Origin of the sequence: Sorangium sp. So ce1036 (assembly GCF_051369805.1) — a bacterium.
Lineage (GTDB): Bacteria > Myxococcota_A > Polyangia > Polyangiales > Polyangiaceae > Sorangium > Sorangium cellulosum_F.
The window spans coordinates 884,790-908,259 of record NZ_JBBMOX010000002.1 but is presented as its reverse complement, the minus strand read 5'-3'; the positions used below and the strand labels follow the sequence as shown (position 1 = coordinate 908,259).

Here is a 23,470-nt window from a genome sequence, read left to right as displayed (position 1 = left end):
AGAGGGCGAGGAAGTCGAGGAGCCGGTCGGTGGTCGCATCATCGATGATAGCATATCGGCGCGATAGATAGTGCGTAGCTGCGCTACACCGCGCTTGCGCTGACTCCCGCGCCGCGGCAAGTGGATGGCGAAGGAGGCTTCGATGAACGTACGAGGTGCTTGCTGGCTCCTCTCGGGGCTGCTCATGGGGTGCGTGAGCGCCGCGGGACAGACGGGGGAGGTCGCCGCCGATCCCTGCGACGCGCTCCCGGAGGGGGCGGGTCAGCTCGTGGAGCACGGCCTCAGCGACCCGACGCCCCTCGGCGTGAGCGGCCAGGAGGCGATCGATGCGACAGGCGGCTCCGGGAGCTTCGATGTGGCGTGGGCCAACGGAGCGACGAGCGCCGTGAGCTGGTCGCTCGCCGCCGACACCGAGAGCTCGCCGGTGGTGGCGTACATCGACCGCCGCAGCGCGTGTGACGACGCGTACCTGCAGGTCCTCGTGCTCGGGCATCTCTCCAGCGCCGACGGCGTCCTCGGCCAGGAGCAGCGCGGGGCGCTCTACCGGGGCGACGACGGCGTCACGCACCTTCGCCTGTCCTTCCTCTTCGACGAGAACCCGTTCCCGGACGTGTACGCCGGCGGCGGGTCGGGCGACGGCTGCGCGGGGTGCGGCGGCGACTTCGAGCTCTCCGTCGAGCTGCGCTGGGGCGCGGGCGAGTCGACCCCTCGGGGCCATGTGGACCTGATCGAGAACGGGACGCTGCTCGGCGAGGTCGGCGCGTTCTGAGCCCGATCTGCGGTGAGCGCGGCGACGGCGGCGCGGCCACGGGCGACGGCCGCGGCGCGAGCCTGGACCCCGAGCTCGCCCCGCCGGCGCCCGGGACACGGGCGGTCACGGGGTCATGTGACACCCGAGGTCGCGGCCGAGGGCCCAGCACGACGGGCAGACGCCTTCGGGGCAATGCTCGTCGGAAGCGCCGGCGAGCCGTATGTCGTACGAGGTGCACGTCGCGTCCGGCCTGATCACCAGCGTCCCGTTCATCGTCCCCCCTGCGACGGTGCAGCGATAGAGGCGCGTCCCTGGAGCGAGCCCGAGCGGCTCGCCATGCCGGCTGATCAGCAGGCAACCGATGCGACGGCTGAGGTCCCGGCACGCCAGGCAGCCGTCGTCGTCGCAGTATTGCCCGGAGGCCCCCGCCAGGTTGCTGGTGTACTGGACGCAGGTCCCGTTCGGGTGGACGACCAGCGATCCCTCCCCCCTCCTGCCGCTCGCGCAGCGGTAGATACCCGCCGTGACCGCCTCCGCCCCCTCTCCGATCGACGCGCCCGCGCGTCGCCCCGGCTCGCCGGCGGGGTCGGCCGAGAGACAGCCGATCATGTGGGCGAACGCGGCGAGGACCGCGAGCCCGGCCCCGGCCTGAAGTGCGCGCCCCATGGGATGATGACGAGTGTTCATATGTTCGCTCCGTTGTTCGTCGACCCGCGGCACGCGGACACCACGCTGGCCCCCCCCCGACGCCATCGCCTCGAGGCGCAGCGGGCCCCGACGTCCCCCCTCACCCCGGGGCCGGAGGCAGGATCGAACGGGCCAGGCGCAGGTCAGGCCGCCGCCTCGCCCCGTCCCCAGCGCGCTAGTTCTGCAGGATGCACTGGAGATCCCTGGCGAGGACCCAGCAGGACGGGCAAGCGCCGCCGACGCAGTACTTCCCGGAAGCACCGGGCCTGTACCCGGCATACCGAGTGCATGTCGAGTAGGGATCTGGCTGGACAATCAGGTATCCCGGCTGCCCTCCCCCGATGGTACAGCGAAAGATCCCCGAATCGAGGACGGCTTCCTGGGCGTCCTCGATCGGCTCGACCTCCGGTTGTCCGGTCTCGTCGGCCGCGTCCATCGCCGCGCAGCCGTTCACGAGGGCGAACGCGGCCGCGAGCGCGAGCCCGAATCCGGTCTGGAGAGCGCGGCCCGTGGTTCGATGAGTGCTCATACATCCCCCCTTTTTCTCGGTTGCGATGAAGCGTGCATGACAGGGCGCTTCACCCCCTCGCCGCTGAAGGTTGCAACAAGAATGCCCGGGGCATCGCGCCGGCTCCCGGTCGCAGCGAGGCGTCGGCGGTGACCCCCGCCTGCTCAGCGGGGCGATCCAGCACGTCGCGTCATGTCGAATACGGGCGTTCCACCCAGGAGCTGCAAATTCGACCGGCGGCCGGCCCCGCCCCGGCTCCGCCATCCTGCCGATGCCCGCGGCGAGGCCGGTCATCGCAGGAGGGAGATGGTCGACGTGCATGGGGCCCCGTCCTCGCCCTTCGTCGACGTGTCTCGTCCGACGAACCCGCGCGCGTCGTGTGAAGCGCGGGCCAGGGAGAGCCGCTCGAGCTGCCCGCCGAGCGGCGAGGCGCTCTCGCGGGGTCCGGTGTGGCCTCGACCCGCCCGGCGCTCTAGCTGGCTTCGTTCATCGGTCGCATCACGATCTGCACGATGCGGGAGCGCTCCCGGGGCAGCGCGGCGAGCACGACGGCCTCGGCCACGTCCTCCGCCGTGGAGAAGCCCCGGAGGCGCTCCGAGCCGGCGGTGCGGCCGTCGCCCAGCGCGAAGTGGGTCTCGACGCCGCCCGGGCAGACGGCGCTCACCTTGATGTTCTCCTGCCAGAACTCGCGGTCGAGCGCCTGGGTCAACCCGACCTGCGCGAACTTCGACGCACAGTAGATGGCCTCGCGCGGATAGCCCTGGAGGCCGGCGACGCTGGCGACATTGATGATGTGACCGCCCCCCTGGCGGCGCATGTGAGGGATGACCTCGCGGCAGAACAACCACGTCCCCTTCACGTTCGTCGACATGATGCGGTCGTAGTCCTCCTCCGACCACTCGAGGAACGGCCGGTAACCGCCGATCCCCGCGTTGTTGACGAGGATGTCGATCCGCCCGAGCTCACTCACCGCCCGCTCCACGCACGCGGCGACCGACGCCGCGCGCGTGACGTCGGCCTCGATCATCAGGCAGCGGCCGCCCGCCGCGAGGATCTCCCGCTCGAGCGCCGCCAGATCCGCCCCGGTCCGCGCCACGCCGACCACGACGGCCCCCTCGCGGCTCAGCGCCAGCGCGCTGGCCCTCCCGATCCCCCTGCTCGCCCCGGTGACGAGCGCCACCTTGTCCTTGAGACGCACGGTATCCCCCTCTCTGCGGCGCGCAGAGGCGAGCGAAGCGCCGTTCCCCCCACGCCGGCGGCGGGCACCGTATCACGTGCGCGGCGTGCCGGCGCGGAGCCGGTAGGCGACCTCGGGCGGAGCGCCGCCGTCCAGCCAGGAGCGGGCGCGGTCGCCCTCGCCCCCCGGGTTGACCGACACGATCGTCCGGAGCGCACGGACACGCCGCGACGCACCGGCAAACAGGCTGCGTGCGGCGGCGTGTCGTCGATGCGCGAGGTCTCGACCTCCGAGGTGAGCCCCGGCCTCTCCAGCGCCGCGCCGAGCTGCTCCTGGCGAATGCCTCCCGAGGCACGATACGCCCCCTGCGCCCGCCGAGCACGCCCCCGCGCAGCGGCGACGCCACGCATGTGCAAATGCATCACATTTGCAATTGACTTCAAGTTGTTTCGGTCGCATAAGGTGCGCCGCCGGCGGCGATGGCCCCCGGCCGTACCGTCATGCTTGCTGCAAAGAAGCTCTCGAAGTCCTATGGCGGCGCCGCCGCGCTCGACGCGCTCGATCTCGAGATCCCGGCCGGCGAGGTCTTCTGCCTCCTCGGCCCGAACGGGGCGGGCAAGACCACCACCCTGAACCTCTTCCTCGGCTTCACGAGGCCCTCGTCCGGCGCGGCCTACGTGGCGGGCGCCCACGTGGAGCCCGATCCGATCGGGGCGCGCCGGAAGATCGCCTATGTCCCCGAGCAGGTGCGGCTCTATCCGCACCTCACCGGCTGCGAGAACCTCGCCTATTTCCTCGCCCTCTCGGGCTCGCGCGCGCCTTCGCCCGCGGAGCTCTCGCGGCTGCTCGCCGCCGCCGGGCTGCCCGAGGGCGCGGCGCACCGCCCCGCGGACGGCTACTCCAAGGGCATGCGGCAGAAGGTGGTGCTCGCCCTGTCGCAGGCCAGGGGCGCGGCCGCGCTGCTCCTCGACGAGCCGACCTCGGGCCTCGATCCGGGCGCCGTCCGCGAGCTGTGCGCCGCGATCCGGCGCGAGAGCGACCGCGGCGCGGCCGTGCTGATGGTGACCCACGATCTCGGCGCCGTGGCGAGCATCGCCCACCGGATCGGCATCATGAAGGCGGGCCGGCTGGTCCACGTCGCGCGCGCAGCCGGCCTGTCCGAGGCCGACGTCCTCTCGCTGTACCGCCGGCACTTCGAGGGTCCCGACCGCGCGGCTCCCCCGCCCCCCTCGCGCCGCGCCGCGCCCGAGGCCCTGTCATGAGCCCGAGCCTGCGCCCCCGGGCCGCCGGCCTGGCGACGGCGCTCGCCGCGCTCGTCGCGGCGCGCGCCGCCGAGGCCGCGCCGCCCGAGCAGGCCGCGCCGCCCGCGCCGGAGGCCGCAGCGCTCGACGCCTCGCCCCCGCCCGCCGAGGAGGTCGTCGTCATCGGCCAGCGGATCGGCCCGAGCGACAGCGCCGACGTCCTGACCTCGGTCGACATCCTCGGCGGCGAGGAGCTCCAGAAGCAGAGCACGGCCGAGCCGCTGGAGCTGCTCCGGCGCGCGCCGGCGGTCTACGTCGAGTCGTTCAACCAGGGCATCATCACCGCCGATCTCGGGCTCCGCGGCTTCAACACGCAAGGCGACGTCGCCCACACGAAGCTGCTCATCGACGGCATCCCGAGCAACCATTACGTCGGCCTCCCCGACATGAAGGCCGTCTTCCCGCTCGAGATCGAGCGGATGGAGGTCGTCAAGGGCACGAACGACCCGCGCTACGGGCTCAACAACGTCGCCGGCAACGTCGACGTCGTCACGCGCAGGACCGGGAACGAGCGCGTCGCCCGGCTCCGCGCCGGGAGCTTCTGGACCGTCGAGCCCCAGGTGCTCGTCGCGACCCAGGACGACACGCTGAGCCAGACCTACTTCGCCGGCTACCACGGGTCGGACGGCTACCGCGATCACGCGCGGAGCGACAAGGTCGCCGGTTCGGCCAAGTGGTTTTACGAGCCGTCCCGGGAGCTCCGGGTCGGGCTCATCCTCCGGGGCATGCTGCTCGACGCGGACGCGCCCGGCTACCTGTCCGCCGAGGACGCGCGCGCGCGGCCCACCGCGTCGCCCGCCCACTCGGCGGCCGACGGCGGCCGGCAGTCGACGCTCCACGCCAGCGTCCACCTGGACCACGAGCTCGCCGAGGGCCTCTCCTGGCAGCTCAAGGCCTACGGACAGGCGTTCTTGCGGGACCGCTGGGTGAGGTTCGACCCGGAGCTCTCCCAGCAGATGCGCGTCGAGGACGACAGGCAGTACGGCGCCATCTCGGTGCTCACCTACCGGACGCGCGATCCCCGGGCGCTCGGCCTCGCCGTCGAGTGGGGGGTCGATTACCAGCTCCAGGACAGCAGGTACCGGCGCTTCCCCTCGGTGGATCGCGCGCGCCAGGGCGCCGCGTTCCGCGACGAGGACTTTGCCCTCCACGCCGCCGGCTCCTATGTCCAGGCCAGCGCGCGCCCGCTCGAGCCGATCAAGCTGGTCGCCGCGCTGCGCGCCGACCGCCTGGCCGGCGCCGGCCGCTTCCTGGAGCAGCCCGAGGGCGGGGCGCCCCGCAGGGTCGAGCGCGACCTCAACGACTACGGCTTCATCTGGCAGCCGAAGGCGAGCGTCATGGTGACGCCGGTGAAGGGCCAGAGCCTGTATGCCAATTACGGGCGCACGTTCCAGATCGGCACGGGCAACGGCGCCTACGCCACCCAGGGCGCGCCGCTCGATCCGTCGATCAACGACGGCTGGGAGGTCGGCTACAGATCGAGCGTCTCCCCGTGGCTCAAGGGGCACGTCGCCTACTGGGAGCAGCGCGCGAGCGGCGAGGTGCGGGACAAGGGCGACGGCTCCGGCGACGCCGAGAACGTCGGCGAGACGTTGCGGCGCGGCTTCGACGTCGAGCTCACGCTCCGCCCGTTCGAGTTCCTCTCCGTGTGGGGCGCGTTCAGCCGCGCCCTCTCCGAGCAGGTCGAGCCCGGGCCGGCGCTCGCCGCGAACAAGGGCAAGGAGCTCGACCACGTCCCGAGCTTCAGCGCCAAGGGGGGGATCGACGTCCGTCCTCTCCAGGAGCTGCTCGTCTCCGTCTTTTGCTACGCGCAGGGAGATTACTACCTGACCAAGGAGAACACCACCGAGGAGCTCGGCTCGCGGAAGGTGGGCGACTACGTCCTCGTCAACGCGAGCGCGTCCTACGACGCGACCGAGACGATCTCGCTCGGCGTCGAGGTGAACAACCTGCTCGACCAGTCCTACGACACCTCCATCTGGCACAAGGACTACGGCGCCGTCGGGGCCCAGCACAACCCGGGCAACGCTCGCTCGGCGTACGTGACTGGCACCCTGATCTTCTGAGATCGCCGCGGTCCGACGAGGCCCTCAAGGGAGTCAGCGCATGAGAGCCCTCTGGACAGCCGCGCGGCACGAGGCGATCCGCTCGTTCCGCAACCGCACCTTCCGCATCGTCGCCGCGCTCGTCGCGGCGCTCCTCGCCGCCGCGTTCCTGCTCGAGGCGGCGCGGCACACGGGGGAGGCCCGCCAGCGGGCGGCCCTCCAGGAGCTGGTCCACCGTCAGTGGGTCGAGCAGCCCGGACGCCACCCGCACCGCGCAGCGCATTACGGCTCGTTCGCCTTCCGCCCCCCGGGCCCGCTCGGGTTCTTCGATCCGGGCCTCGAGTCGTTCGCCGGCACATCCATCTTCCTGGAGCCGCACCAGCGCAACGCCCTGAGCTTCAGCGAGGCCGCGCAGTCGAGCGAGCTCGCGCGCTTCGGCACCCCGAGCGCCGCCTTCGTCCTCCAGGTGCTCTTGCCGCTGCTCCTCTTCTGCATGACCTTCGCCAGCGTCGCCGGAGAGCGCGAGTCGGGGACATGGGCCCTCGCCGTCTCCCAGGGCGTGGACGCGCGCGTCCTCATCGCCGGCAAGGCCCTCGGGGCGCTGCTCGCCGTCGCGCTCTGGCTCGCGCCGCTCCTCGCGCTCGCGCTCGCGGGCGCGCTGCTCGCCGGCGTGCTCGACGCCTCCAGGGACACGCTCCTCCGCGCCGGCCTGCTCGCGGGCGGCTACGCCGTCTACCTCGCCGCCTGCACGGCGCTCGGCGTGCTCGTCTCGGCCCTCCACCGCCGCGCGCAGGGCGCCCTCCTGACGCTGCTCGGCCTCTGGGTCGCGCTCTGGATCGTCGTGCCGCGGCTCGCCACCCAGGCCGCGAGCCGCCTCCACCCGACGCCCTCGCGGGCCCAGATCGAGCTCGACCTGGCGCACGCGATCCGCGACCTCGGCGACAGCCACGACCCCAACAACCCCCGCTTCCAGGCGCTCCAGCGCCGCACGCTCGCCGAGCACGGCGTGTCCCGGGTCGAGGACCTCCCGGTCAACTACGGCGGCGTCGTGATGCGCGAGGGGGAGAAGGTCAGCACCGCGGTGTTCAACGACTACTACACGCGCCTGTTCGAGGCGCACCGCGCCCAGGACGGGCTCGCGCTCCGCGCCGGCCTGTTCACCCCGCTGCTCGCGATCCGGTCGTTCTCGATGGGGCTCGCCGGCACCGACGCCCACCACCTCGTCGACTTCGAGGAGCAGGCCGAGGCGCACCGCTACGCCTTCATCCAGCGACTGAACCACCTGCACATCACCAAGATCCGCTGGCACGACGACAAGGCGCAGCGGGTCGACCCGGCCGAGTGGCGCGCGTTCTCCCCGTTCGAGCACAGGCGGCCCCCCGCCGCGTGGGCGCTGTCCCGCGTCGCGCCCGCGGGCCTCGCCGTGATCGCGTGGGCGGCGGCGCTCTCGCTCGCCGTCGCGCTCTTCACCCGTCGCCACGGAGAGGCGTCATGAGCCCCTTCCTCGTACGCGCGCGCCTGGAGCTCCGCCAGCTGCTCCGCGCGCGGATGCTGCTCGTCGCCGTCTGCCTCGTGCTCGCGGCCGGCGCCCTCGCCATCGTGGACGGCGCGGCCCGCGTCGACGGCGAGCGCGAGGTCATCGCGGCGCTCGAGCCCGAGCTCAGGGAAGAGGAGCGTTATCTCCGCAAGACCCACGCGCCGCAGGACGACCTCGGGCTCGTCCTCTACTACCTCGCGATGCCCGTGGCGCACGAGCCGACCGGGTGGACGGCGCTCTCGACCGGGCTGCGCGACGTCCACCCGTACAGCCGGCACCTGCGCTTCATCGGGCTCGTGCCCCAGCTCTACCAGGCGGACATCGCCAACCCGCTCCGGCAGCTCGCCGGCAGCTTCGATTACGGGTTCGTCCTGGTCTTCCTCGTCCCGCTGCTCATCATCGGCGTGAGCTACGATGTCCGCTCGCGCGACGAGGACCTCGGCACCGAGCCGCTCGTCTGCTCCCAGCCGACGCGGCTGTCGCGCCTCCTGGCCCTCCGGCTCGGCCTGCGCGCCGCGCTGGTCGCCGCCGTCGCGCTCGCGCTCTTCGCCTTCGCCGTGGCCTGGCTCGGGCTCCCGCTCGACGCGCGCGCCGGGGCCTTCGCGCTCGCCTCGCTCGCGTACATCGCGCTCTGGTTCGTCCTCGCGTTCCTCGTGGCCTCCCTGCGCCGCTCGTCCGCGTGGAACGCCATCACGCTGGTGGGCGCCTGGATCGCCTGGTGCGTCCTCCTGCCCGCCCTCGTCAACCTGGCGATCATGACAGCCGCGCCCGCCCGCGGCGGCGTCGAGCTCACGCTCTCGCAGCGGCAGGAGATGAACGCGGGCTGGGACCGGCCGAAGCGCGCGACGCTCGATCCGTTCTTCGCGCGGCGGCCCGAGTGGGCCGCCACGGTCGTGCCCGAGGACCGCTTCTCCTGGCCCTGGTATTACGCCATGCACGAGATGGGCGACGCGCACGTCGCGCGGGAGGTCGAGGCCTACCACGCGGCGCTCGCGCGGCGGGAGCAGTGGACCGCGCGCGCCGCCCTCGCGATGCCGCCCCTCGCGCTGCAGCTGTTGCTCGACCGGATGGCGGGCACCGACATGGCCACGGAGCTCGCCTTCCGGGACAGCATCGCCGGCTACCACGAGCGGCTGAAGCAGTACTTCTATCCGCTCATCTTCAACTACAAGGGCCTCGCGGCGTTCGACATCGACGCCGTCCCGCGCCACCGCTTCGAGGGCGCCGAGCAGCCGATCCACCTCCCCGGCCTCGCGGGGCTGCTCGGCGCCCTCGCGCTGCTCGGCGCCATGCTCCCGTGGGCCGTCCGGCGCATCGACGCGACGCCCGGGCGCGAAGAGGCCAGCGCGTCGACGCGCCGCCGGATCCGGCCGTCCGCGGCCGAGGAGCCCCCGAGTCACCCCCCCTGCACCTCGCTGCCCCACGACGGGCGAGCCCGGGAGACATGAGCCATGGAGGATCGAACGCCGCGAATCGAGGACATTCACCGTCTGCTGCTGAGCCCAGGGGAGATCGCCGCGCTCGCCGAGCCAGAGAGGAGCCTCTACCTCTCGCTGCCACCCACGCTCCCCGCCGAGGAGATCGAGCGGGTCAACCGGGGCACCCGGGTGGCGGGGGGCGATTACGTCTATCGCGGCCTCGAGTTCGCGGTCCCGCCCGGCGTCCTCGTGCCGGGCGGGACGAGCGAGGTGATCTTCGACGCCCTCCACGACGGGCTCGTGGAGGCGCGGGGCGCCTCGGTGATCGTGATGGGATGCGGGGCGGGCGTGGAGCCCGTGCTCGCGCGGCAGCGCGGCGCGCGCGAGATCCACGCCATGGACATCCACGAAGCGAGCGTCGCGTCGAGCCTCGCGAGCTTCGAGCGGCACACCGGCCCGCGCGACCCCGAGCGGCACCATTTCCTGGTCTCGGATCTCTTCTCCGCGCTGCCGCGCGGCGAGCGCGCCGACGTGATCGTCTTCAATCCGCCCGCCAACCCGCTGCGCGCGGACGATCCCGATCTCACGCGGGTGAACTTCTCGGGCTCCGCGATCATGGTGCGCTTCTTCGACGAGATCGCCTCGCGAGCGCTGCTCGCGCCGGGCGGGAGGGTCATCACCGTGCTGTCGAACGCCAGCGACCTCCGGGGCATCGTCGCGCACGCGCTGCGGCGGGGCTTCCGGCCCGAGCTCCTCCGGCGGAAGACCTGGGCCGCTCCCTACGACAGGATCCTGACGCACCTCCTCTCCCTCACGCTGGACGAGCGCGGATGAGGACAGGGCCGATGCCACAGCGCCGCGCGCAGCCCGGCCAGGAGGCCCTGAGCTTCGGGTCGTACGCGCGGCTCGCGCTCCCGCTGACCCTCGCCGGCCTGTCGGGGCCCCTCATGAACGCCACCGACACCGCCGTCATGGGGCACTTCGGGGACGCGGCCACGATGGGGGGAGTCGCCGTCGGCAGCCAGATCTTCAACACCCTCTACTGGCTCCTCGGCTTCTTCCGGACCAGCACGAGCGGCTTCGCCGCGCAGGCGCGCGGCGCCGGGGACCGGCAGGACGCCGCCTTGCAGCTCTTTCGCCCGCTGCTCTTCGCCGCCCTGGTCGGGTGCGCCTTCGTCCTGGTCAGGGCCCCCCTGGAGGCCGTCGCCCTCGATCTGATGGGGGCCCACGGAGACGTCGAGTCGCACGCGGCGACGTATTATGAGGCGCGCATCTGGGGGGCGCCTGCGGTGCTGATGGGCTACGTGGTCGCGGGCTGGCTCATCGGCATGGGCGAGGTGCGCTGGACGATGCTGCTCTATGTCGGGATGGACCTGCTCAACCTCGCGCTGACGGTCGCCTTCGTCACGGCGCTCGACCTCGGGGTGCGCGGCGTCGCCTGGGCCACCGTGCTGGCCGAGGCGACGAAGATCCTCGTCGGCCTCCTGGTGATCTGGCGCAAAGGCCACCTGCGGGGCGTCCGCGTGAGGTGGCGGCGCTTCGCCGATCTCCACGCCGTCACCCGGATGTGGCGGGTGAACGGCGACGTGCTCCTGCGCACCACCTGCCTGCTCGGCGTCTTCGGCTGGATCACCCGGCAGAGTGCGCTGCTCGGCCCCGAGGTCCTGGCCGTCAACGCGATCCTCATGCACGTGCAGCTCATCATCTCCTGCGCGCTCGGCGGGCTCGGCAACACGGCGGGGATGCTCGCCGGCCAGGCGATAGGGGCGCAGTCCCGGGAGCGCTTCCACGACACGCTCCGGCTCTCGTTCTGGACCGCCTCGCTGAGCGCGGTGGCCCTCAGCCTCGCGTGCCTCGTCGCGCAGCCGGCCATCATCGGGCTATTCACCCCGCTCGCGTCCATCGCGCAGATGACCGGACACTACTTCATCTGGATGGCGCTGTTCCCGGTCGCCATCTTCTGGAGCATGATCCTCGAGTGCGTCTTCACGGGCGCGACCCGGGCCGGTCCCGTCCGCAACTCGCTGCTCGCCGCCACCCTGGTCTTCTTCGCCGCCTGGCCCGTCCTCTCCACCCGCTGGGGCAATCACGGGCTCTGGATGGCCTTCCTCCTGTTCAGCTTGACGCGCACTGTTTACCTCCACCTGGCGCTCCCGAGGCTCCTGCCGCTGGCGTTCCCCGCGCGGCCTCGAGAGCCCGTCACCGCCTGACGCCGGGCGGCCGTCCCCTGCACCTCCAGGAGAGCGCTCGATGTGCTCGATAGCCGGCATCCTCCACAAGAAGCGGCCCATCGCCGCCGCGCAGCACGACGAGATGGCGTCGCTCCTCGACGCCATGCACCACCGCGGGCCGGACGCGCGGGGCGCGCTGCAGTGCGCGAGCTGGGCCCTGCTCGGCAGCAACCGGCTGCGCATCACCGACGCCGACAACCCCGGCGCGGACATGCCGCTCACCTCGGTCGACCAGCGCCTCACCATCGTCTATAATGGCGAGATCTACAACCACCGCGACCTGCGCGGCCGGCTGTCGCGCTTTCCGTTCAGGACCGCCTCGGACACCGAGGTCGTCCTCGCGGCGTACGAGGCCTGGGGCCTCGCCTGCTTGGAGCGGCTCGAGGGCATGTTCGCCTTCGCCCTGTTCGACCGCGCGACCCAGACCTGCCTCATCGCCTGCGACCCCACCGGGCAGAAGACCGTGTACCTGTGGGAGGACGACGAGGCGCTGGTCTTCGCCTCGGAGATCGACCCGCTCATCAAGGACCCCTACCGCAGGAAGGACTGGGACCTCGACGGCCTGGCGGAGTTCACCGCCCATCGGTTCATCCTCGGCAGCGGGACGCATATCCGGCAGATCCGCAAGCTCGAGTCCGGCACCTACCTGACCCGGACGCCCGGGCGGCAGGAGACAGGGCGCTATTACCTGATCCCGCGCGGCGACCTGTCGAGGACCGACGTCCCGGCGATCGAGCAGGAGATCAGGAGCGCCGTCATCGACGGCTGCCGCAGGACGTTCGATCTGGAGGTCCCCTATGGCCTCCTGCTGAGCGGCGGGATCGACTCCACGGCCGTCCTCGCCGCGGCCCGCGGCGCCGGGCTGCCCATGAGGACGTTCTCCATCGGCTTCCAGCCCACGGGTCAGCTCCTCCCGCGGAGCGCCAGCGTCTTCGACGAGTTCGCCTACTCGCGGGCGCTGGCCCGGGAGCTGTCCGCGCAGCACACCGAGATCACGCTGTCGGATACCGAGTACTGCGCCTACCTCGATCGGTGGATCGAGACCGCCGGCGAGCCGCTCGGCTCCCAGGAGGCGCCGTGCCTCATCCGCCTGTTCGAGGAGGCCGGGCGAGAGGCGCGCGTCATCTTCTCCGGCAGCGGGCCCGACGAGGTCTTCGACGGCTACTCCTATGGACGGGCGATGGCGGACGCGCCCCTCGCCGAGCTCCCCGAGCGCTACTACGCGGCGTTCCGCTGGTCCGGGGCGACCGATCTCGAGCGGCTCATGCCTCGCCACGACGCCGCGCGCCTCCTGACCGACAAGGTCCGCCAGATCCTCTCGCTCTACCGCGACTGGCCGCTCGACAGCCTGCAAGCCGTGCAGCTCCTGCACTTCCACGGCCGGCTCGCCGTCTACGAGTTCCGGCAAATGGACCTCATCAGCATGCGCCACAGCGTCGAGGCGCGCTCGCCGCTCGCGAGCACCGAGATGGTCCGCGCCGCCTTCGATTTCGCGAGCGGGCTGAAGCAATCGGGCGGCCACGAGAAGGGGATCTACAAGCAGGCCCTCGCGGGCCTCGTCCCCCCGGCCATCGCCGCCCGCAAGAAGCAGGGGTTCCCGATCCCCGCGGAGATGTGGTTCTCGAGGCCCTTCGCGGAGAGGGCGGCCATCCTCTTCGACCGGGGCGCCGTGCTGAGCGGCATCGGCCTCGTCGACCCGCGCTACCTGAGGCGGCTCTGGGAGGACCCGGACCCGGCCACGCGCAACCTGTTCTCCCGGCTGTACACGGCCGAGGGCATCCTCCGGCGCCAGGCGCCCCACCTCGCGCCGTCGCGCGCCGCCTGATCGCGGGGCGCATCGCGGCCGGGCCCGGAAAATGAGAGGCCTGTCGCAATGCGCGCGGCCAACAATAGCAATTCATTTGCAATTGACTTTTGATTGCTCGTATCACATAAGGAGCCAGCCGCGCTGAGCCTCGCGCCTCCTGTGCCCGCCTCGATCTCTCCGGGTGCGCCCGCGCCCGCGCACGCCCCTGACGGGGGTGAATGAGCCTGCCCCGCGTGCCGGCGGGGCTCCCCGACGAGCCGCGGTGCGGCTCCGCGCCTCGCTTCCGGCTGCCCGCGAGGGGAGCACGGCGCCCTTGCCCTGGCACACCGATCCTGACGAACGGCTCCGCCGACCTGGAGGGCATCATGAACACGGTCACTGATTCTTCGCTTTCAACGCGCATTCATCGCATCTACAACGAGCTCGCGAGCATGGGCTCCCTCGAGCCGAGCCAGCGGGTGAACCACCTGTTCAGCGAGCTCGTGAGCATCTCGATGTCTCGCTCGCGCGACGAGGCCGACGAGGTGCTCGGAGATCCTGTCGTGAGCGGGATCCGCGAGGACCTCTGGCGCGTCTGCTCGCGCGGCGAGCTCGAGCTGGAGCGCCACTGGGCGCGGCGCATCGCCGCCGCGGACGACCCGGCGGCCGAGCTCCGGAGCTTCCCGTACGCCGTGAACTACGAGAAGCTGACCCGGCTCGAGCTCTCCGGCCTGAGGGGCGTGCGCGACGAGCTGCCGCGGCGCGTGCTGTTCATCGGCTCCGGGCCGCTGCCCTTCACCTCGATCCTGCTCGCGGAGCGCCACGGCCTCCCGGTCAGCAACATCGACGTCGACGAGGAGGCGTGCGCCGCCGCCCGCACCCTCGCGCGGCGGCTCGGGCTCGCGGACAGGCTCAAGTTCATCTGCGCCGACGCCCTTTCCTGCGCCGATCTATCGGAGTTCGACTGCGTGTTCCTCGCCGCGCTCGTCGGCATGAACCGGCGCGAGAAGGGCCGCCTGCTCCACCACCTCCACGGGGCCATGCGCCCGGGCGCGCTGCTCCTCGTCCGCAGCTCGCAGCGCCTGCGCGCGCTGCTTTACCCCGAGGTCGACATCCACGGCATGGCGCCGTTCGAGCCGCTCCTCGAGATTCACCCGCACGACGAGGTGATCAACTCCGTGATCCTCGCGGAGAGGCCGGAGCGTGGCCGGAGCGCCGGCTGACGAGGTTGTATGGTAAGGTCCCGGCCTGCCAGGAACCGGCCGAGGAGCCCCTCATGACCACACCGCTGCTCCCCTCGAAGCTGCCGTCGACCGGCGTCAGCATCTTCTCGGTGATGACGCGCCTCGCGAACGAGCACGGCGCCATCAACCTGTCGCAAGGCTTCCCGGATTTCGACTGCGCGCCCGGGCTGGTCGAGGCCGTCGCCCGCCACATGCGCGCCGGCCACAACCAGTATGCCCCGATGGCGGGCGTGCAGGCGCTGCGCGAGGCGCTGGCCGCGAAGATCGAGCGGCTTTACGGCAGGCGGTATGATCCGGCCACCGAGATCACGATCACCTCGGGCGCGACCGAGGGGCTCTTCAGCACGATCACCGCGTTCGTCCGGCCCGGGGACGAGGTCATCCTGTTCCAGCCCTGTTACGACTCCTATGCTCCGGCCGTCCGGCTGAACGGCGGCACGCCGGTGTTCGTCACGCTCCGCTTCCCGGAGTACCGCGTCGACTGGGACGAGGTGCGGCGCGCGCTCACGCCCCGGACCCGGCTCCTGCTCCTCAACTCGCCCCACAACCCGACCGGCACGATGGTGTCGGCCGACGACATGCGCGAGCTCGCGCGGGCGCTGGACGGCCGGGACGTCGTCGTGGTCGGCGACGAGGTCTACGAGCACATCGTCTTTGACGGGCGCCGGCACGAGAGCCTCGCGCGGTATCCGGATCTGGCGGATCGCTCGGTGGTCATCAGCTCGTTCGGCAAGACGTACCACACGACCGGCTGGAAGGTCGGCTACTGCGCGGCGCCGCAGGCGCTGTCGGCCGAGATCCAGCGCGTGCACCAGTTCGTGACGTTCTCGGTGAACGCGGCCATCCAGCAGGCGTATGCCGAGGTCGTGGCCCGAGATCCGTTTGCCGACGGCCTCGCGGCCTTCTATCAGGAGAAGCGCGACCGGTTCCTGCGGCTCATCGAGGGCTCGCGGCTCCGCCCGCTGCCGTGCCAGGGGACGTATTTCCAGCTCCTCGACCACTCGGCGATCACGGCGGAGCGGGACACGGACTTCGCCCTTCGCCTCCTGCGCGAGCACGGCGTCGCCGCCATCCCGACCTCGGCCTTCCTCCAGGGCGAGGAGCCCGGGCCCGTCCTGCGGTTCTGCTTCGCCAAGCGCGACGAGACGCTCGAGCGCGCGGCGGCGAAGCTGCGGCAGGTCTGACAGGGATCGTCAGGGTCAGCCGCTCGGGAGGTCGCTGGGTGTCGCGCTCGAGAGCGCAAAGGGGTCGAGCCCCTCGAAGCTCTGGAACGTGGGGTGGCCGTGCCCGGGCGCGATGGGCGCCTCGCCCCGGTCCAGGCACGCGGTGCGCAGCCCGGCCCCGCGGGCGGCGTCCAGCTCGGCCACGCTGTCCGAGAGGAAGAGGATGTCCGCGGGCGGCAGATCGAGCGCCTGGGCGATGAGGCGGTAGGACCGAGGCTCCGTCTTCGGGCCGGTCGTGGTGTCGAAGTAGCCGGAGAACAGCGGCGTCAGGTCGCCGTGCGCCGTGTGGCCGAACAGCAGCTTCTGCGCGGCGACCGAGCCGGACGAGTAGACGTAGAGGCGCAGCCCGCGCGCGTGCCAGGCCCGGAGGGCCGCCGCCGCGTCCGGGTGGACGTGGCCTGTCAGCTCGCCGCGCGCATAGCCGTCCGCCCAGATCAGCCCCTGCAGCGCCTTGAGCGGCGTGGCCTTGCGGTCCTCGTCGATCCAGCGCAGCAGCAGCGCCACGAGGGCGTCGTCGCCCGGCCCCACCTCGCCGGCGAGCGCCCGCGCCTCGTCCAGGTGTCGCCGCACCTCCGGGTCGCCCGACCGCGACGCCACGAAGGCCGCGAGGTGCCGCCGCGCATAGGGGAAGAGGACCTCCTTCACGAAGGCGATGGAGCTGGTCGTGCCCTCGATGTCGGTGACGACCGCGCGCGCGCCGCTCATGGCGCGTACTCCGGGAAGCGATCCGCGATGTCGCTCCCGGTGAAGCTCCCCACCCAGCCGTCCGGGCGCTCGAAGAAGCGGATGGCCGCGAACAGGGGCCGAGGACCCATGTCGAACCAGTGCCGCATCTCCGCGGGCACGCGGATGAGGTCGCCGCGGGCGCACACGACCTGGAACACCCGCCCTGCGGCGTGCAGGTAGAAGCAGCCGCCGCCCTCCACGAAGAGGCGGGACTCGTCCTCGGCGTGCGTGTGCTCGGCGAGGAACTTCTTTCGCGCCTGCTCCGCGCCGGGCGCGTCCGGCTTCATGCGCACCACGTCCACGATCTCGTAGCCGTGGGCCTCGCGCTCGGCCTCGACCACGTCGCGGTACGCGGCGAGCACCTCGTCCTGGCCGGCGCCCTCCTGCAGCGGAATGGACGCGTCCACGCGCTCGAAGTGGACGCCGATGGCCCCCAGCTCGCGCTGGATGTCGTCCAGGGCGGTGTACTCCCCCAGCGGTCGGGACGGCTGGTCCTCGGGATAGACAATCAAGTGGCTCATCGGCATAGCCTCATCCTCTCGAGCTCACAGGTCAACAGGTGCTCCAGCGCGACCGTGTGGCGGCGCGCCTCGGGCACGGAGCGGCCCCAGGCGTAGAGGCCATGGCCGGCGATGAGATACCCCACCGCCTCCGGGCGGCGGGCGAGCTCCGCGGAGACGCGCTCGGCCAGCCGCGGGACGTCCTGGTCGTTCGGGAAGACCGGCACCACCACGGTGGCCTCGTGGGTGCGCGTGTCGCCGAGGGCCTTGAGCAGCTCGAGGTTGTGCAGCACGACCCCGCCGTCCGCCTCGCGGAGCGAGGAGAGCAGCGCGCTGACGACGGAGTGGGTGTGCAGCACGGCGCCCACCTCGGGACGCTCGCGGTAAAGCTGGAGGTGCAATGGCGTCTCCGCCGAGGCGCCGGGCGGCGGAGGGGCATGGATGTCCGCGACCAGGACATCGGCCTCGGTCAGCTCGCCCTTGTCCACCCCGGAGCGCGTGACCGCCGCGGTGCGCGCGTCCAGCCGGCGCGAGAAATTGCCGCTCGTGGCCGGCACGAAGTTGCGCAGGCTCAGGAAGCGGCCCACCTCGACGAGATCCCGGGCCGCCTCCGCCAGGGTGACCAGGGTGGCGGACCCCAGAGCGCTCGCAGCGGGAGAAGCTGCCGTTGCGATCATCGATCCTCTCCTCGGCTCCTCATCCTCTCCATCCAGCGCAGCCCAGCGGACGGGCGTCGCCGCGCAGACGGGCGCGGCGCGTGGCGAGCGGCATCACACCACAATAGAAATTCAATTGCAACTGCAATCGACGGCTGGAGGACGGGCGGCGGCGAGGATCGCGGGCTCACCGCGCGATCGCGCGCGTGTCCTCGAGCAGGAGCGAGCGCTCGTGAGCCGCGCCCGCCGCGCCCGGGAGGCAGAGCGCGAGCGAGGCGGCGCCCGCCGACCCGAGGCGGCGAGCGCGCGCACCGCGGCGCCCCCCTGGCGAGCGCACGCGCCCCGGGCGCCACGCCGCGCCATGGCTTGCTCGCGCGCGGTGCCCGCGGAGGGGCGCGGCGATATCCCTCGAGAGAAACGCTGGCTGACGGCGAGGAATCGCGCCCTCGGCGTCGAGGTGCCCTGATCTCCGCGCGGAGCCCTCCCGCTTGCCAGCGACACGGGGGTTCGCCTATCGTCGCTGGGCGACGGGAGGCTCGCGAGGGCTCCTGGCGACGCTGGGATCGGCAGATCATGCGCAGGACGATGCAACCACAGATGGGCGCGCTGACAGGCCCCGCACGGGCGAGCGCCGGGGCGCGCCCCGTCCGCTCCGGCATGCGGCTCGTGCTGCTCGCCGCGCTCGTCGTGGGCGGCGCGTTCGGCTGCCGCCACGCCCTCTCGCCGGGCGACGCGGGCGCGACGCGCGACTGCCCGACCGAGTATCGCCCGAGCTGCCTCGGCGGCGATGATCACTGCGTGACCGACAAGAACGGCTGCCAGGTCTGCACCTGCGTGGACGCCGGCACGCGCGCGCGGCCGATCGATCCGCGCGACGTACAGTAGCCGCGCGACGCGCAGGAGCCCGGCGCCCGGCGGCCCCGAGATCTCCAGGGTCCAGCGGGGCGCCGCGGGCAGCGCCGGGGCGTCGCGCCGGGCCGACCGCGGGGTGACCGTGGCGATCCGGTCTGGTAACGTGCGCCCCGTCATGCCTCCGGTCATCGACAAGCGCGCGTTGCTTGCGACCCTGAAGGATCAGCTCGCTCGCGAGCTGGAGCGCTCCGCGGAGCGGGCGCGCGACGCCGCGGACGCCGCGACGCACGAGGAGAACCGCGCCGAGGGGGACAAGGACATGCGCGCCACCGAGGCGTCGTACGTGGCGCGCGGCCACACCGAGCGCGTGCTCCAGATCGAGCAGGCGCTCGCCCGGCTGGGGGCCGTCACGGTGCGCGATTTCGGCCCGGGCGACGCGATCGCGAGCTCGGCGCTGGTGGAGCTCGAGAGCGGCCCCCGGCGCGCGCTCTACTTCCTCCTGCCGGCGGCCGGCGGGGAGCGCATGCAGGTCCAGGGCGTCGAGGTGCAGACGCTCGCCACGACCAGCCCGCTCGGGACGGCCTTGCTGGGCCTGTCCGAGGGCGACGAGGCCGAGGTCGCCACGCCGCAGGGGACGCGCGTGTACCTGATCACCGGCGTGCGGTGACGCCGGGACCGGCGCCGGAAAAAAAGAAGACCGCCTCGTAGGGAGCCCCCGCCCGCCGGCGTCCCAGGGGGTGAACGACCCGCGCGGCACGGCGCGGGCGACCCAGGAGAGGAGAGCCATGATGCAGTCTCGTCGGTGGAGGCTTTTTGGGATCTTGCCGCTCGTCGGCGCGCTCGCCGGTACGGCCGGTTGCACCGCGGAGACGGGCCAGCGCGACACGTCCCCGACCGGGGAGGCCGCCGAGGCCGCGGCCGCCCGGGGCCCGAAGGGCGGTCGGCATGGCGGGCACCGGAGGGGCCCCGGCGGCCACCACGGCGGCGCGCACGGCCCCGAGCGCCTCCTGCGCGCGGCGCTCCACGAGCTCGACCTCTCGGACGCGCAGCGGTCGACGATCCAGGGCGCGCTCGAGGGGCTGCGCAACGGCGCGAAGCCGCCCCCGGAGGGTGGAGCCGTCTTCGCGGCGCTCGCCGAGGGCGTGCGCGCGGGCGCCATCGACCGGGCCGCGATCGAGGCGAAGCTCCCCGCGGCCGGCCGCTGGACCGAGGAGCGGCGCGCGCGCGTCGCCGGGGCGCTCGGCACCCTGCACGCGACGCTCACGAAGGAGCAGCGCAAGCAGCTCGTCGACACGATCGCGGCGAGGATGGAGGCGATGGGAGAGAAGGGCCGTCGCGGCCCGATGGGCGCGCGCGGCGGGCACGGCCCGATGGGCGCGCGCGGCGGGCACGGCCCGATGGGCGGCCGCGGGATGAAGGGGGGCCCGCTGGGTCACCTCCTCCGCGGGCTCGACCTGCGCGACGAGCAGCGCGCGCAGATCGACAAGGCCCTCGAGGGCGTGCGCCCGAGCGCCGCCGAGCGGGGCGCCCGGAAGGAGGACTTTGCGGCGATGCGCGCCGAGATGCGGGCGCGGCTCGCGACGTTCGCCGAGGACCGCTTCGACGCGAACGCCTTCCTGCCGGCCGCGGGCGCACAGAAGGGGCCGCGGGCGCACCTCGACCGCATGGTCGATGCGCTGGCCGCGATCGTCCCGATCCTCGACGAGACGCAGCGCAACGCGCTCGCCGATCGCCTCGAGCAGGGCCCGCCTGCGGGCAAGCACAGGCGCGGCGGGCGCGGGCACGCGCACGGCCACGGCCCCGGGCACGGCGACCACGGCCCCGGGCACGGCGACCACGGCCCCGGGCACGGCGACCATGGCCCCGGGCACGGCGACCACGACGGGCGCGCGCCCGGGCGCCGCTGAGCGCCGCCGAGCGAAGGACCCGGTGGCGCGCGCGATGCGGCAGGCGCAGAATCGCGGGGGCTCGTGACCGTCGACCTGAGGCTCGTCGCAGCGCGCGTCGCCGGGGGCGACGACGCGGCCTTCCGGCAGATCGTCGACCACACGCGCGCGCCGATGTACCGCCTCGCCGCGCGCCTCGTCGGCGACCTGGGCGAGGCGGAGGACGCCCTGCAGGAGGCGTTCGTCGACGCCTACCGCGCCCTGCGCGAGGGGCGCTACGACGGGAGATCGAAGGTGGAGACCTGGCTGTACCGCATCGTCACCAACGCCTGCCTCGACGCGCTCCGCCGCCGCCGCGACGCCCCGCGCGACGCGCCGGGCGAGCCGCGCTTCGACGGCCTGGTCTCCGCCGAGGCGCGCGTCGCGTTGCGCGAGCTCGACGCCCTGCTCGCCGGCCTGCCGCCGCTGGAGCGCGCCGCGCTCGTCCTCGTCGCCGTCGAGGGGCTGCCCGCGAAGGAGGCCGCCGTCGCCCTCGGTTGCTCCGAGGGCGCGGTCGAGCAACGTTTGGTGCGTGCCCGCGCCGCGCTGCGCGCGCGACAGACCGAGGAGGCGCCCCGTGCCTGACCGCGACGACGACCGGACCGAGCTCGATCGGGACCTCGCGCGCCTCGCGGCCGCGACCTCCCGGCTCGACCCCGGCGACGGCTTCACCGACGCCGTGCTGCGCGCCGCCGCGGCGCAGGCCGATCCGGCGCAGCCCGATCCGGCGCAGCCCGCCGCGGCGCAGGCCGACCGGCTCGCCCGCATCGCCCGCGCCACCCGGGACGTCGCGCCGGACCCCGCCTTCACCGACGCCGTGCTGCGCGCCGTCCAGGCGGCTCCCCTGCCCGCGCGGCCCACCGTGACCGACGGCATCGTCCGCTCGGGCCGCGCCGCGGTCGTCCTCACCGCGCTCGCGGCCGCCGCGAGCGTCGCGTTCGTCTGGCAAGCGCAGCGCCAGGTCGACGCCGCGATCATGGCCTCCGTGGACCCCATCGAGGTCAGCGAATGACGTCGCGCCCCCCCGCCCCCGCGCGCTGGAAGCCCGCGGCCGTGCTCGCCGCCGTCTTCCTCTTCGGCGGCGTCGCCGGCGCCGCGCTCGGCCACGGCGTCACCCTCCACCACCTCCGCGCCACGTTCCGGAGGCCTCCGGCCGAGGCGCGCGCCCAGTTTCGGCTGGAGGCCATGCGCCGCCGCCTCGACCTCACCGGCGCCCAGGAGAGCGAGATCGAGGCCATCCTGGCCGAGGCCGAGCTCGAGCGGGAGCGGCTCCTCGCCGAGTGCCGCCCCGGCCTCGACGCCCTCCGCGACCGCACCAGCGCCCGCGTGAAGGACGTGCTCACCGCCGACCAGCGCGCCCAGTACGAGCAGTTCGAGGCGATGCGAAGGCGGCGCCCCGGCCCGCCGGACGGGCCGGGACACCACCACCGCGGGCGTGGCCGCGGGCCCGGGGAGCGGCGGGGCGACTGAGGGTCGCGCGCGCGGGCGCGGCCGCCGCCGAGCGGCCGTCGCTAGCACGACTGCGGGAAGTTGCCCCGGATCAGCAGAAGAACCGCCATGGCGCCAGCGACGCCAAGAAGAGAGGGGAAGGGTTGTCCCTTCATTTTCCCCTTCTACTCCCCTGGTTTCTTGGCGCCCTTGGCGTCATGGCGGTTCGCCTCTCCGCCCGACTTCCCGCCGTAGCGCTAGGCCAGATCCTCTTCCTGCAGCGCGCAGTTGATCCCGAACGCCGCGTCCGCCCCCTCGGCCGCGGCCATGATCGCGAGCAGCACGTCTCTGGACGCGTCCCCGGCGACGAAGACGCCGGAGGTGGTCGTCTCCTCGTGCTGCTCCGCCGTCTCCACGCCGCGCTCCTCGCTCACCGCGCACCGGAGCTTCGCCGCGAGGTCCGCCCTCTGCTCCTGCCTCGCCTTCAGGAACAGCGATCTTCGCTCCACCGCGCTGCCGTCCGCGAGCACGACGCGCGAGAGCCACCCGTCCTCGCCCTCGAGGCGGGCGATCCGCTCCCTGCGCACGACCACGCCGTGGCGGGAGAGCCGCGCCTCCTCGGCCTCGGACAGGGGCGCCGGGCCGTCCGTGAACAGGATCACGTCATCGCTCCACGTCTTCATCGTCAGCGCGAGCTGGACGCCGGTGGAGCCCTGCCCGTAGACGCCGATCGGCTGGTCGCGCGCCTCCCAGCCGTCGCAGTACGGGCAGTGGTGCACGCTCTTGCCGTACATCTCGCGGAGCCCCGCGAGCTCCGGCAGCCGGTCGACGAGCCCGGTCGCGAGCAGCAGCTTGCGGCACACGAGGCGCTCGCCACCCCCCAGCGAGACCTCGAAGCGCCGCGCGCCGGCGCGGACCCCCGTGACGGCCACCTCCCGCAGCTCGACGCCGTAGGGCGCGAGCTGCTCGCGCCCGATTCGCCTGAGCTCGGACGGCGCGATCCCGTCGCGCGAGAGGAAGCCGTGCATCGCCTGCGCTGCGGCGTTACGGTACTGCCCCGAGTCGCACACGAGGACGCGGCGCCTGCACCGGCCCAGGATCAGCGCCGCGCTGAGGCCGGCAGGCCCCGCGCCCACGATGATCACGTCGTACCCCGGGAGCCCCTCGTTCTGTGTCGCCATGGGCAGGGCCCCCTCGCAACGGGCGCGCCGACCCCCCCACGCGCCCGCGAGGGGCGCCGCGCAGCCCGTCCGTTCGCGTCCAGGGCCCGGCAGGAGGGGCAGCGAGGCGAGGCCGCGAGCGCGGGCGCGAAGCGAGCGCGCTCCGCGCTCACGTCCTGCTGCCTCGCACCTCCGTTCCAGGCCGGCGTTGCATCGCTGTTCCGCGCGGCCGTGACGCGACGGCGCCATGCAATGGAGAAAGGGTCCTCTCGGCTCTCCGGGCCGAAGAGATCCGAGAGGCGCATTTGTCATCGC

The 23,470-nt window shown here is 73.0% G+C and carries 23 protein-coding genes; 16 read left to right on the top strand and 7 right to left on the bottom strand.

Going from position 1 to position 23,470, the window contains the following annotated elements:
- The first annotated feature begins 142 nt into the window (after positions 1-142).
- Entirely contained in the window at positions 143-769 is a 627-nt protein-coding gene (locus WMF31_RS40400; RefSeq protein ID WP_436607208.1) for a hypothetical protein, read from the top strand.
- Positions 770-874: 105 nt separating this feature from the next.
- Here the strand turns inward: WMF31_RS40400 and WMF31_RS40395 are convergent, their stop codons facing one another.
- The 3 genes from WMF31_RS40395 to WMF31_RS40385 all read right to left on the bottom strand — a co-directional run bounded on the left by WMF31_RS40395 (position 875) and on the right by WMF31_RS40385 (position 3,144).
- Positions 875-1,417, bottom strand: coding sequence for a hypothetical protein (locus WMF31_RS40395; RefSeq protein ID WP_129355663.1), 543 nt, complete (start codon positions 1,415-1,417; stop codon positions 875-877).
- A 196-nt stretch (positions 1,418-1,613) separates the two neighbouring features.
- Positions 1,614-1,967: a hypothetical protein gene (locus WMF31_RS40390; RefSeq protein WP_436607207.1), complete on the bottom strand. Its 354-nt coding sequence runs from the start codon at positions 1,965-1,967 to the stop codon at positions 1,614-1,616.
- Positions 1,968-2,418: 451 nt separating this feature from the next.
- Positions 2,419-3,144, bottom strand: a complete 726-nt coding sequence (locus WMF31_RS40385; RefSeq protein ID WP_436607206.1) for an SDR family oxidoreductase — start codon at positions 3,142-3,144, stop codon at positions 2,419-2,421.
- A gap of 479 nt (positions 3,145-3,623) precedes the next feature.
- Between WMF31_RS40385 and WMF31_RS40380 the strand changes: the two genes are divergently transcribed.
- The 9 genes from WMF31_RS40380 to WMF31_RS40340 all read left to right on the top strand — a co-directional run bounded on the left by WMF31_RS40380 (position 3,624) and on the right by WMF31_RS40340 (position 15,869).
- On the top strand, positions 3,624-4,385 hold the full coding sequence (locus tag WMF31_RS40380) for an ABC transporter ATP-binding protein (protein ID WP_436607205.1): 762 nt from the start codon (positions 3,624-3,626) through the stop codon (positions 4,383-4,385).
- Positions 4,382-6,490 carry a TonB-dependent receptor gene (locus WMF31_RS40375; protein ID WP_436607204.1) on the top strand — a complete coding sequence of 703 codons (2,109 nt, stop codon included), beginning with the start codon at positions 4,382-4,384 and terminating at the stop codon, positions 6,488-6,490. The genes WMF31_RS40380 and WMF31_RS40375 overlap by 4 nt, the downstream gene beginning before the upstream one ends.
- A 40-nt stretch (positions 6,491-6,530) precedes the next feature.
- Positions 6,531-7,964: a DUF3526 domain-containing protein gene (locus WMF31_RS40370; RefSeq protein WP_436607203.1), complete on the top strand. Its 1,434-nt coding sequence runs from the start codon at positions 6,531-6,533 to the stop codon at positions 7,962-7,964.
- The gene (locus WMF31_RS40365) at positions 7,961-9,454 is read left to right on the top strand and encodes a DUF3526 domain-containing protein (protein WP_436607202.1); all 1,494 of its coding nucleotides are present in this window, start codon (positions 7,961-7,963) and stop codon (positions 9,452-9,454) included. Before WMF31_RS40370 ends, WMF31_RS40365 begins: the two co-directional genes overlap by 4 nt.
- A 3-nt stretch (positions 9,455-9,457) precedes the next feature.
- Positions 9,458-10,258 (top strand): methyltransferase, encoded by an 801-nt coding sequence (locus tag WMF31_RS40360; protein ID WP_436607201.1) that lies wholly within the window; start codon positions 9,458-9,460, stop codon positions 10,256-10,258.
- A gap of 11 nt (positions 10,259-10,269) precedes the next feature.
- Positions 10,270-11,634 (top strand): MATE family efflux transporter, encoded by a 1,365-nt coding sequence (locus tag WMF31_RS40355; protein WP_436607200.1) that lies wholly within the window; start codon positions 10,270-10,272, stop codon positions 11,632-11,634.
- Positions 11,635-11,674: 40 nt separating this feature from the next.
- Positions 11,675-13,480 carry an asparagine synthase (glutamine-hydrolyzing) gene (asnB, locus tag WMF31_RS40350; RefSeq protein ID WP_436607199.1) on the top strand — a complete coding sequence of 602 codons (1,806 nt, stop codon included), beginning with the start codon at positions 11,675-11,677 and terminating at the stop codon, positions 13,478-13,480.
- Between the two features lie 347 nt (positions 13,481-13,827).
- A complete protein-coding gene (locus WMF31_RS40345; protein ID WP_436607198.1) occupies positions 13,828-14,664 on the top strand; it encodes a nicotianamine synthase family protein in 837 nt (278 codons plus the stop codon).
- Between the two features lie 53 nt (positions 14,665-14,717).
- Positions 14,718-15,869 carry a methionine aminotransferase gene (locus tag WMF31_RS40340; protein ID WP_436607197.1) on the top strand — a complete coding sequence of 384 codons (1,152 nt, stop codon included), beginning with the start codon at positions 14,718-14,720 and terminating at the stop codon, positions 15,867-15,869.
- 15 nt (positions 15,870-15,884) lie between these two features.
- Here the strand turns inward: WMF31_RS40340 and mtnC are convergent, their stop codons facing one another.
- From mtnC to WMF31_RS40325, 3 genes are read right to left on the bottom strand one after another with little or no spacing between them, the layout of a single operon-like run.
- Positions 15,885-16,613, bottom strand: a complete 729-nt coding sequence (gene mtnC / locus WMF31_RS40335; protein WP_436607196.1) for an acireductone synthase — start codon at positions 16,611-16,613, stop codon at positions 15,885-15,887.
- Positions 16,610-17,155, bottom strand: coding sequence for a 1,2-dihydroxy-3-keto-5-methylthiopentene dioxygenase (locus WMF31_RS40330; RefSeq protein ID WP_436607195.1), 546 nt, complete (start codon positions 17,153-17,155; stop codon positions 16,610-16,612). Before WMF31_RS40330 ends, mtnC begins: the two co-directional genes overlap by 4 nt.
- Positions 17,152-17,811: a methylthioribulose 1-phosphate dehydratase gene (locus tag WMF31_RS40325; protein WP_436607194.1), complete on the bottom strand. Its 660-nt coding sequence runs from the start codon at positions 17,809-17,811 to the stop codon at positions 17,152-17,154. The genes WMF31_RS40330 and WMF31_RS40325 overlap by 4 nt, the downstream gene beginning before the upstream one ends.
- Before the next feature lie 564 nt (positions 17,812-18,375).
- On the opposite strand from WMF31_RS40325, the gene WMF31_RS40320 reads away from it, so the two are divergent.
- The 6 genes from WMF31_RS40320 to WMF31_RS40295 all read left to right on the top strand — a co-directional run bounded on the left by WMF31_RS40320 (position 18,376) and on the right by WMF31_RS40295 (position 22,037).
- Entirely contained in the window at positions 18,376-18,675 is a 300-nt protein-coding gene (locus tag WMF31_RS40320) for a hypothetical protein (RefSeq protein WP_436607193.1), read from the top strand.
- Between the two features lie 142 nt (positions 18,676-18,817).
- On the top strand, positions 18,818-19,309 hold the full coding sequence (locus tag WMF31_RS40315; protein ID WP_436607192.1) for a GreA/GreB family elongation factor: 492 nt from the start codon (positions 18,818-18,820) through the stop codon (positions 19,307-19,309).
- Positions 19,310-19,427: 118 nt separating this feature from the next.
- Positions 19,428-20,549, top strand: coding sequence for a Spy/CpxP family protein refolding chaperone (locus tag WMF31_RS40310; RefSeq protein WP_436607191.1), 1,122 nt, complete (start codon positions 19,428-19,430; stop codon positions 20,547-20,549).
- 63 nt (positions 20,550-20,612) lie between these two features.
- Positions 20,613-21,152 (top strand): RNA polymerase sigma factor, encoded by a 540-nt coding sequence (locus WMF31_RS40305; RefSeq protein WP_436607190.1) that lies wholly within the window; start codon positions 20,613-20,615, stop codon positions 21,150-21,152.
- Positions 21,145-21,579, top strand: coding sequence for a hypothetical protein (locus tag WMF31_RS40300; RefSeq protein WP_436607189.1), 435 nt, complete (start codon positions 21,145-21,147; stop codon positions 21,577-21,579). Before WMF31_RS40305 ends, WMF31_RS40300 begins: the two co-directional genes overlap by 8 nt.
- Entirely contained in the window at positions 21,576-22,037 is a 462-nt protein-coding gene (locus WMF31_RS40295) for a hypothetical protein (protein ID WP_436607188.1), read from the top strand. Before WMF31_RS40300 ends, WMF31_RS40295 begins: the two co-directional genes overlap by 4 nt.
- Positions 22,038-22,252: 215 nt before the next feature.
- Here WMF31_RS40295 and WMF31_RS40290 read toward each other — a convergent pair whose 3' ends face one another.
- The gene (locus tag WMF31_RS40290; RefSeq protein WP_436607187.1) at positions 22,253-23,176 is read right to left on the bottom strand and encodes an NAD(P)/FAD-dependent oxidoreductase; all 924 of its coding nucleotides are present in this window, start codon (positions 23,174-23,176) and stop codon (positions 22,253-22,255) included.
- Positions 23,177-23,470: the final 294 nt, after the last annotated feature.

What these genes read in the sequence shown, in the direction of transcription:
- WMF31_RS40390 (WP_436607207.1), bottom strand. Translation starts at nt 1,967, where the DNA reads ATGAGCACTCATCGAACCACGGGCCGCGCTCTCCAGACCGGATTCGGG.
- WMF31_RS40365 (WP_436607202.1), top strand. Translation starts at nt 7,961, where the DNA reads ATGAGCCCCTTCCTCGTACGCGCGCGCCTGGAGCTCCGCCAGCTGCTC.
- asnB (WP_436607199.1), top strand. Translation starts at nt 11,675, where the DNA reads ATGTGCTCGATAGCCGGCATCCTCCACAAGAAGCGGCCCATCGCCGCC.
- WMF31_RS40295 (WP_436607188.1), top strand. Translation starts at nt 21,576, where the DNA reads ATGACGTCGCGCCCCCCCGCCCCCGCGCGCTGGAAGCCCGCGGCCGTG.
- WMF31_RS40330 (WP_436607195.1), bottom strand. Translation starts at nt 17,155, where the DNA reads ATGAGCCACTTGATTGTCTATCCCGAGGACCAGCCGTCCCGACCGCTG.
- WMF31_RS40400 (WP_436607208.1), top strand. Translation starts at nt 143, where the DNA reads ATGAACGTACGAGGTGCTTGCTGGCTCCTCTCGGGGCTGCTCATGGGG.
- WMF31_RS40360 (WP_436607201.1), top strand. Translation starts at nt 9,458, where the DNA reads ATGGAGGATCGAACGCCGCGAATCGAGGACATTCACCGTCTGCTGCTG.
- WMF31_RS40310 (WP_436607191.1), top strand. Translation starts at nt 19,428, where the DNA reads ATGATGCAGTCTCGTCGGTGGAGGCTTTTTGGGATCTTGCCGCTCGTC.
- WMF31_RS40325 (WP_436607194.1), bottom strand. Translation starts at nt 17,811, where the DNA reads ATGATCGCAACGGCAGCTTCTCCCGCTGCGAGCGCTCTGGGGTCCGCC.
- WMF31_RS40345 (WP_436607198.1), top strand. Translation starts at nt 13,828, where the DNA reads ATGAACACGGTCACTGATTCTTCGCTTTCAACGCGCATTCATCGCATC.
- WMF31_RS40320 (WP_436607193.1), top strand. Translation starts at nt 18,376, where the DNA reads ATGCAACCACAGATGGGCGCGCTGACAGGCCCCGCACGGGCGAGCGCC.
- WMF31_RS40375 (WP_436607204.1), top strand. Translation starts at nt 4,382, where the DNA reads ATGAGCCCGAGCCTGCGCCCCCGGGCCGCCGGCCTGGCGACGGCGCTC.
- WMF31_RS40315 (WP_436607192.1), top strand. Translation starts at nt 18,818, where the DNA reads ATGCCTCCGGTCATCGACAAGCGCGCGTTGCTTGCGACCCTGAAGGAT.
- WMF31_RS40395 (WP_129355663.1), bottom strand. Translation starts at nt 1,417, where the DNA reads ATGGGGCGCGCACTTCAGGCCGGGGCCGGGCTCGCGGTCCTCGCCGCG.
- WMF31_RS40380 (WP_436607205.1), top strand. Translation starts at nt 3,624, where the DNA reads ATGCTTGCTGCAAAGAAGCTCTCGAAGTCCTATGGCGGCGCCGCCGCG.
- WMF31_RS40340 (WP_436607197.1), top strand. Translation starts at nt 14,718, where the DNA reads ATGACCACACCGCTGCTCCCCTCGAAGCTGCCGTCGACCGGCGTCAGC.
- WMF31_RS40290 (WP_436607187.1), bottom strand. Translation starts at nt 23,176, where the DNA reads ATGGCGACACAGAACGAGGGGCTCCCGGGGTACGACGTGATCATCGTG.
- WMF31_RS40355 (WP_436607200.1), top strand. Translation starts at nt 10,270, where the DNA reads ATGCCACAGCGCCGCGCGCAGCCCGGCCAGGAGGCCCTGAGCTTCGGG.
- WMF31_RS40370 (WP_436607203.1), top strand. Translation starts at nt 6,531, where the DNA reads ATGAGAGCCCTCTGGACAGCCGCGCGGCACGAGGCGATCCGCTCGTTC.
- mtnC (WP_436607196.1), bottom strand. Translation starts at nt 16,613, where the DNA reads ATGAGCGGCGCGCGCGCGGTCGTCACCGACATCGAGGGCACGACCAGC.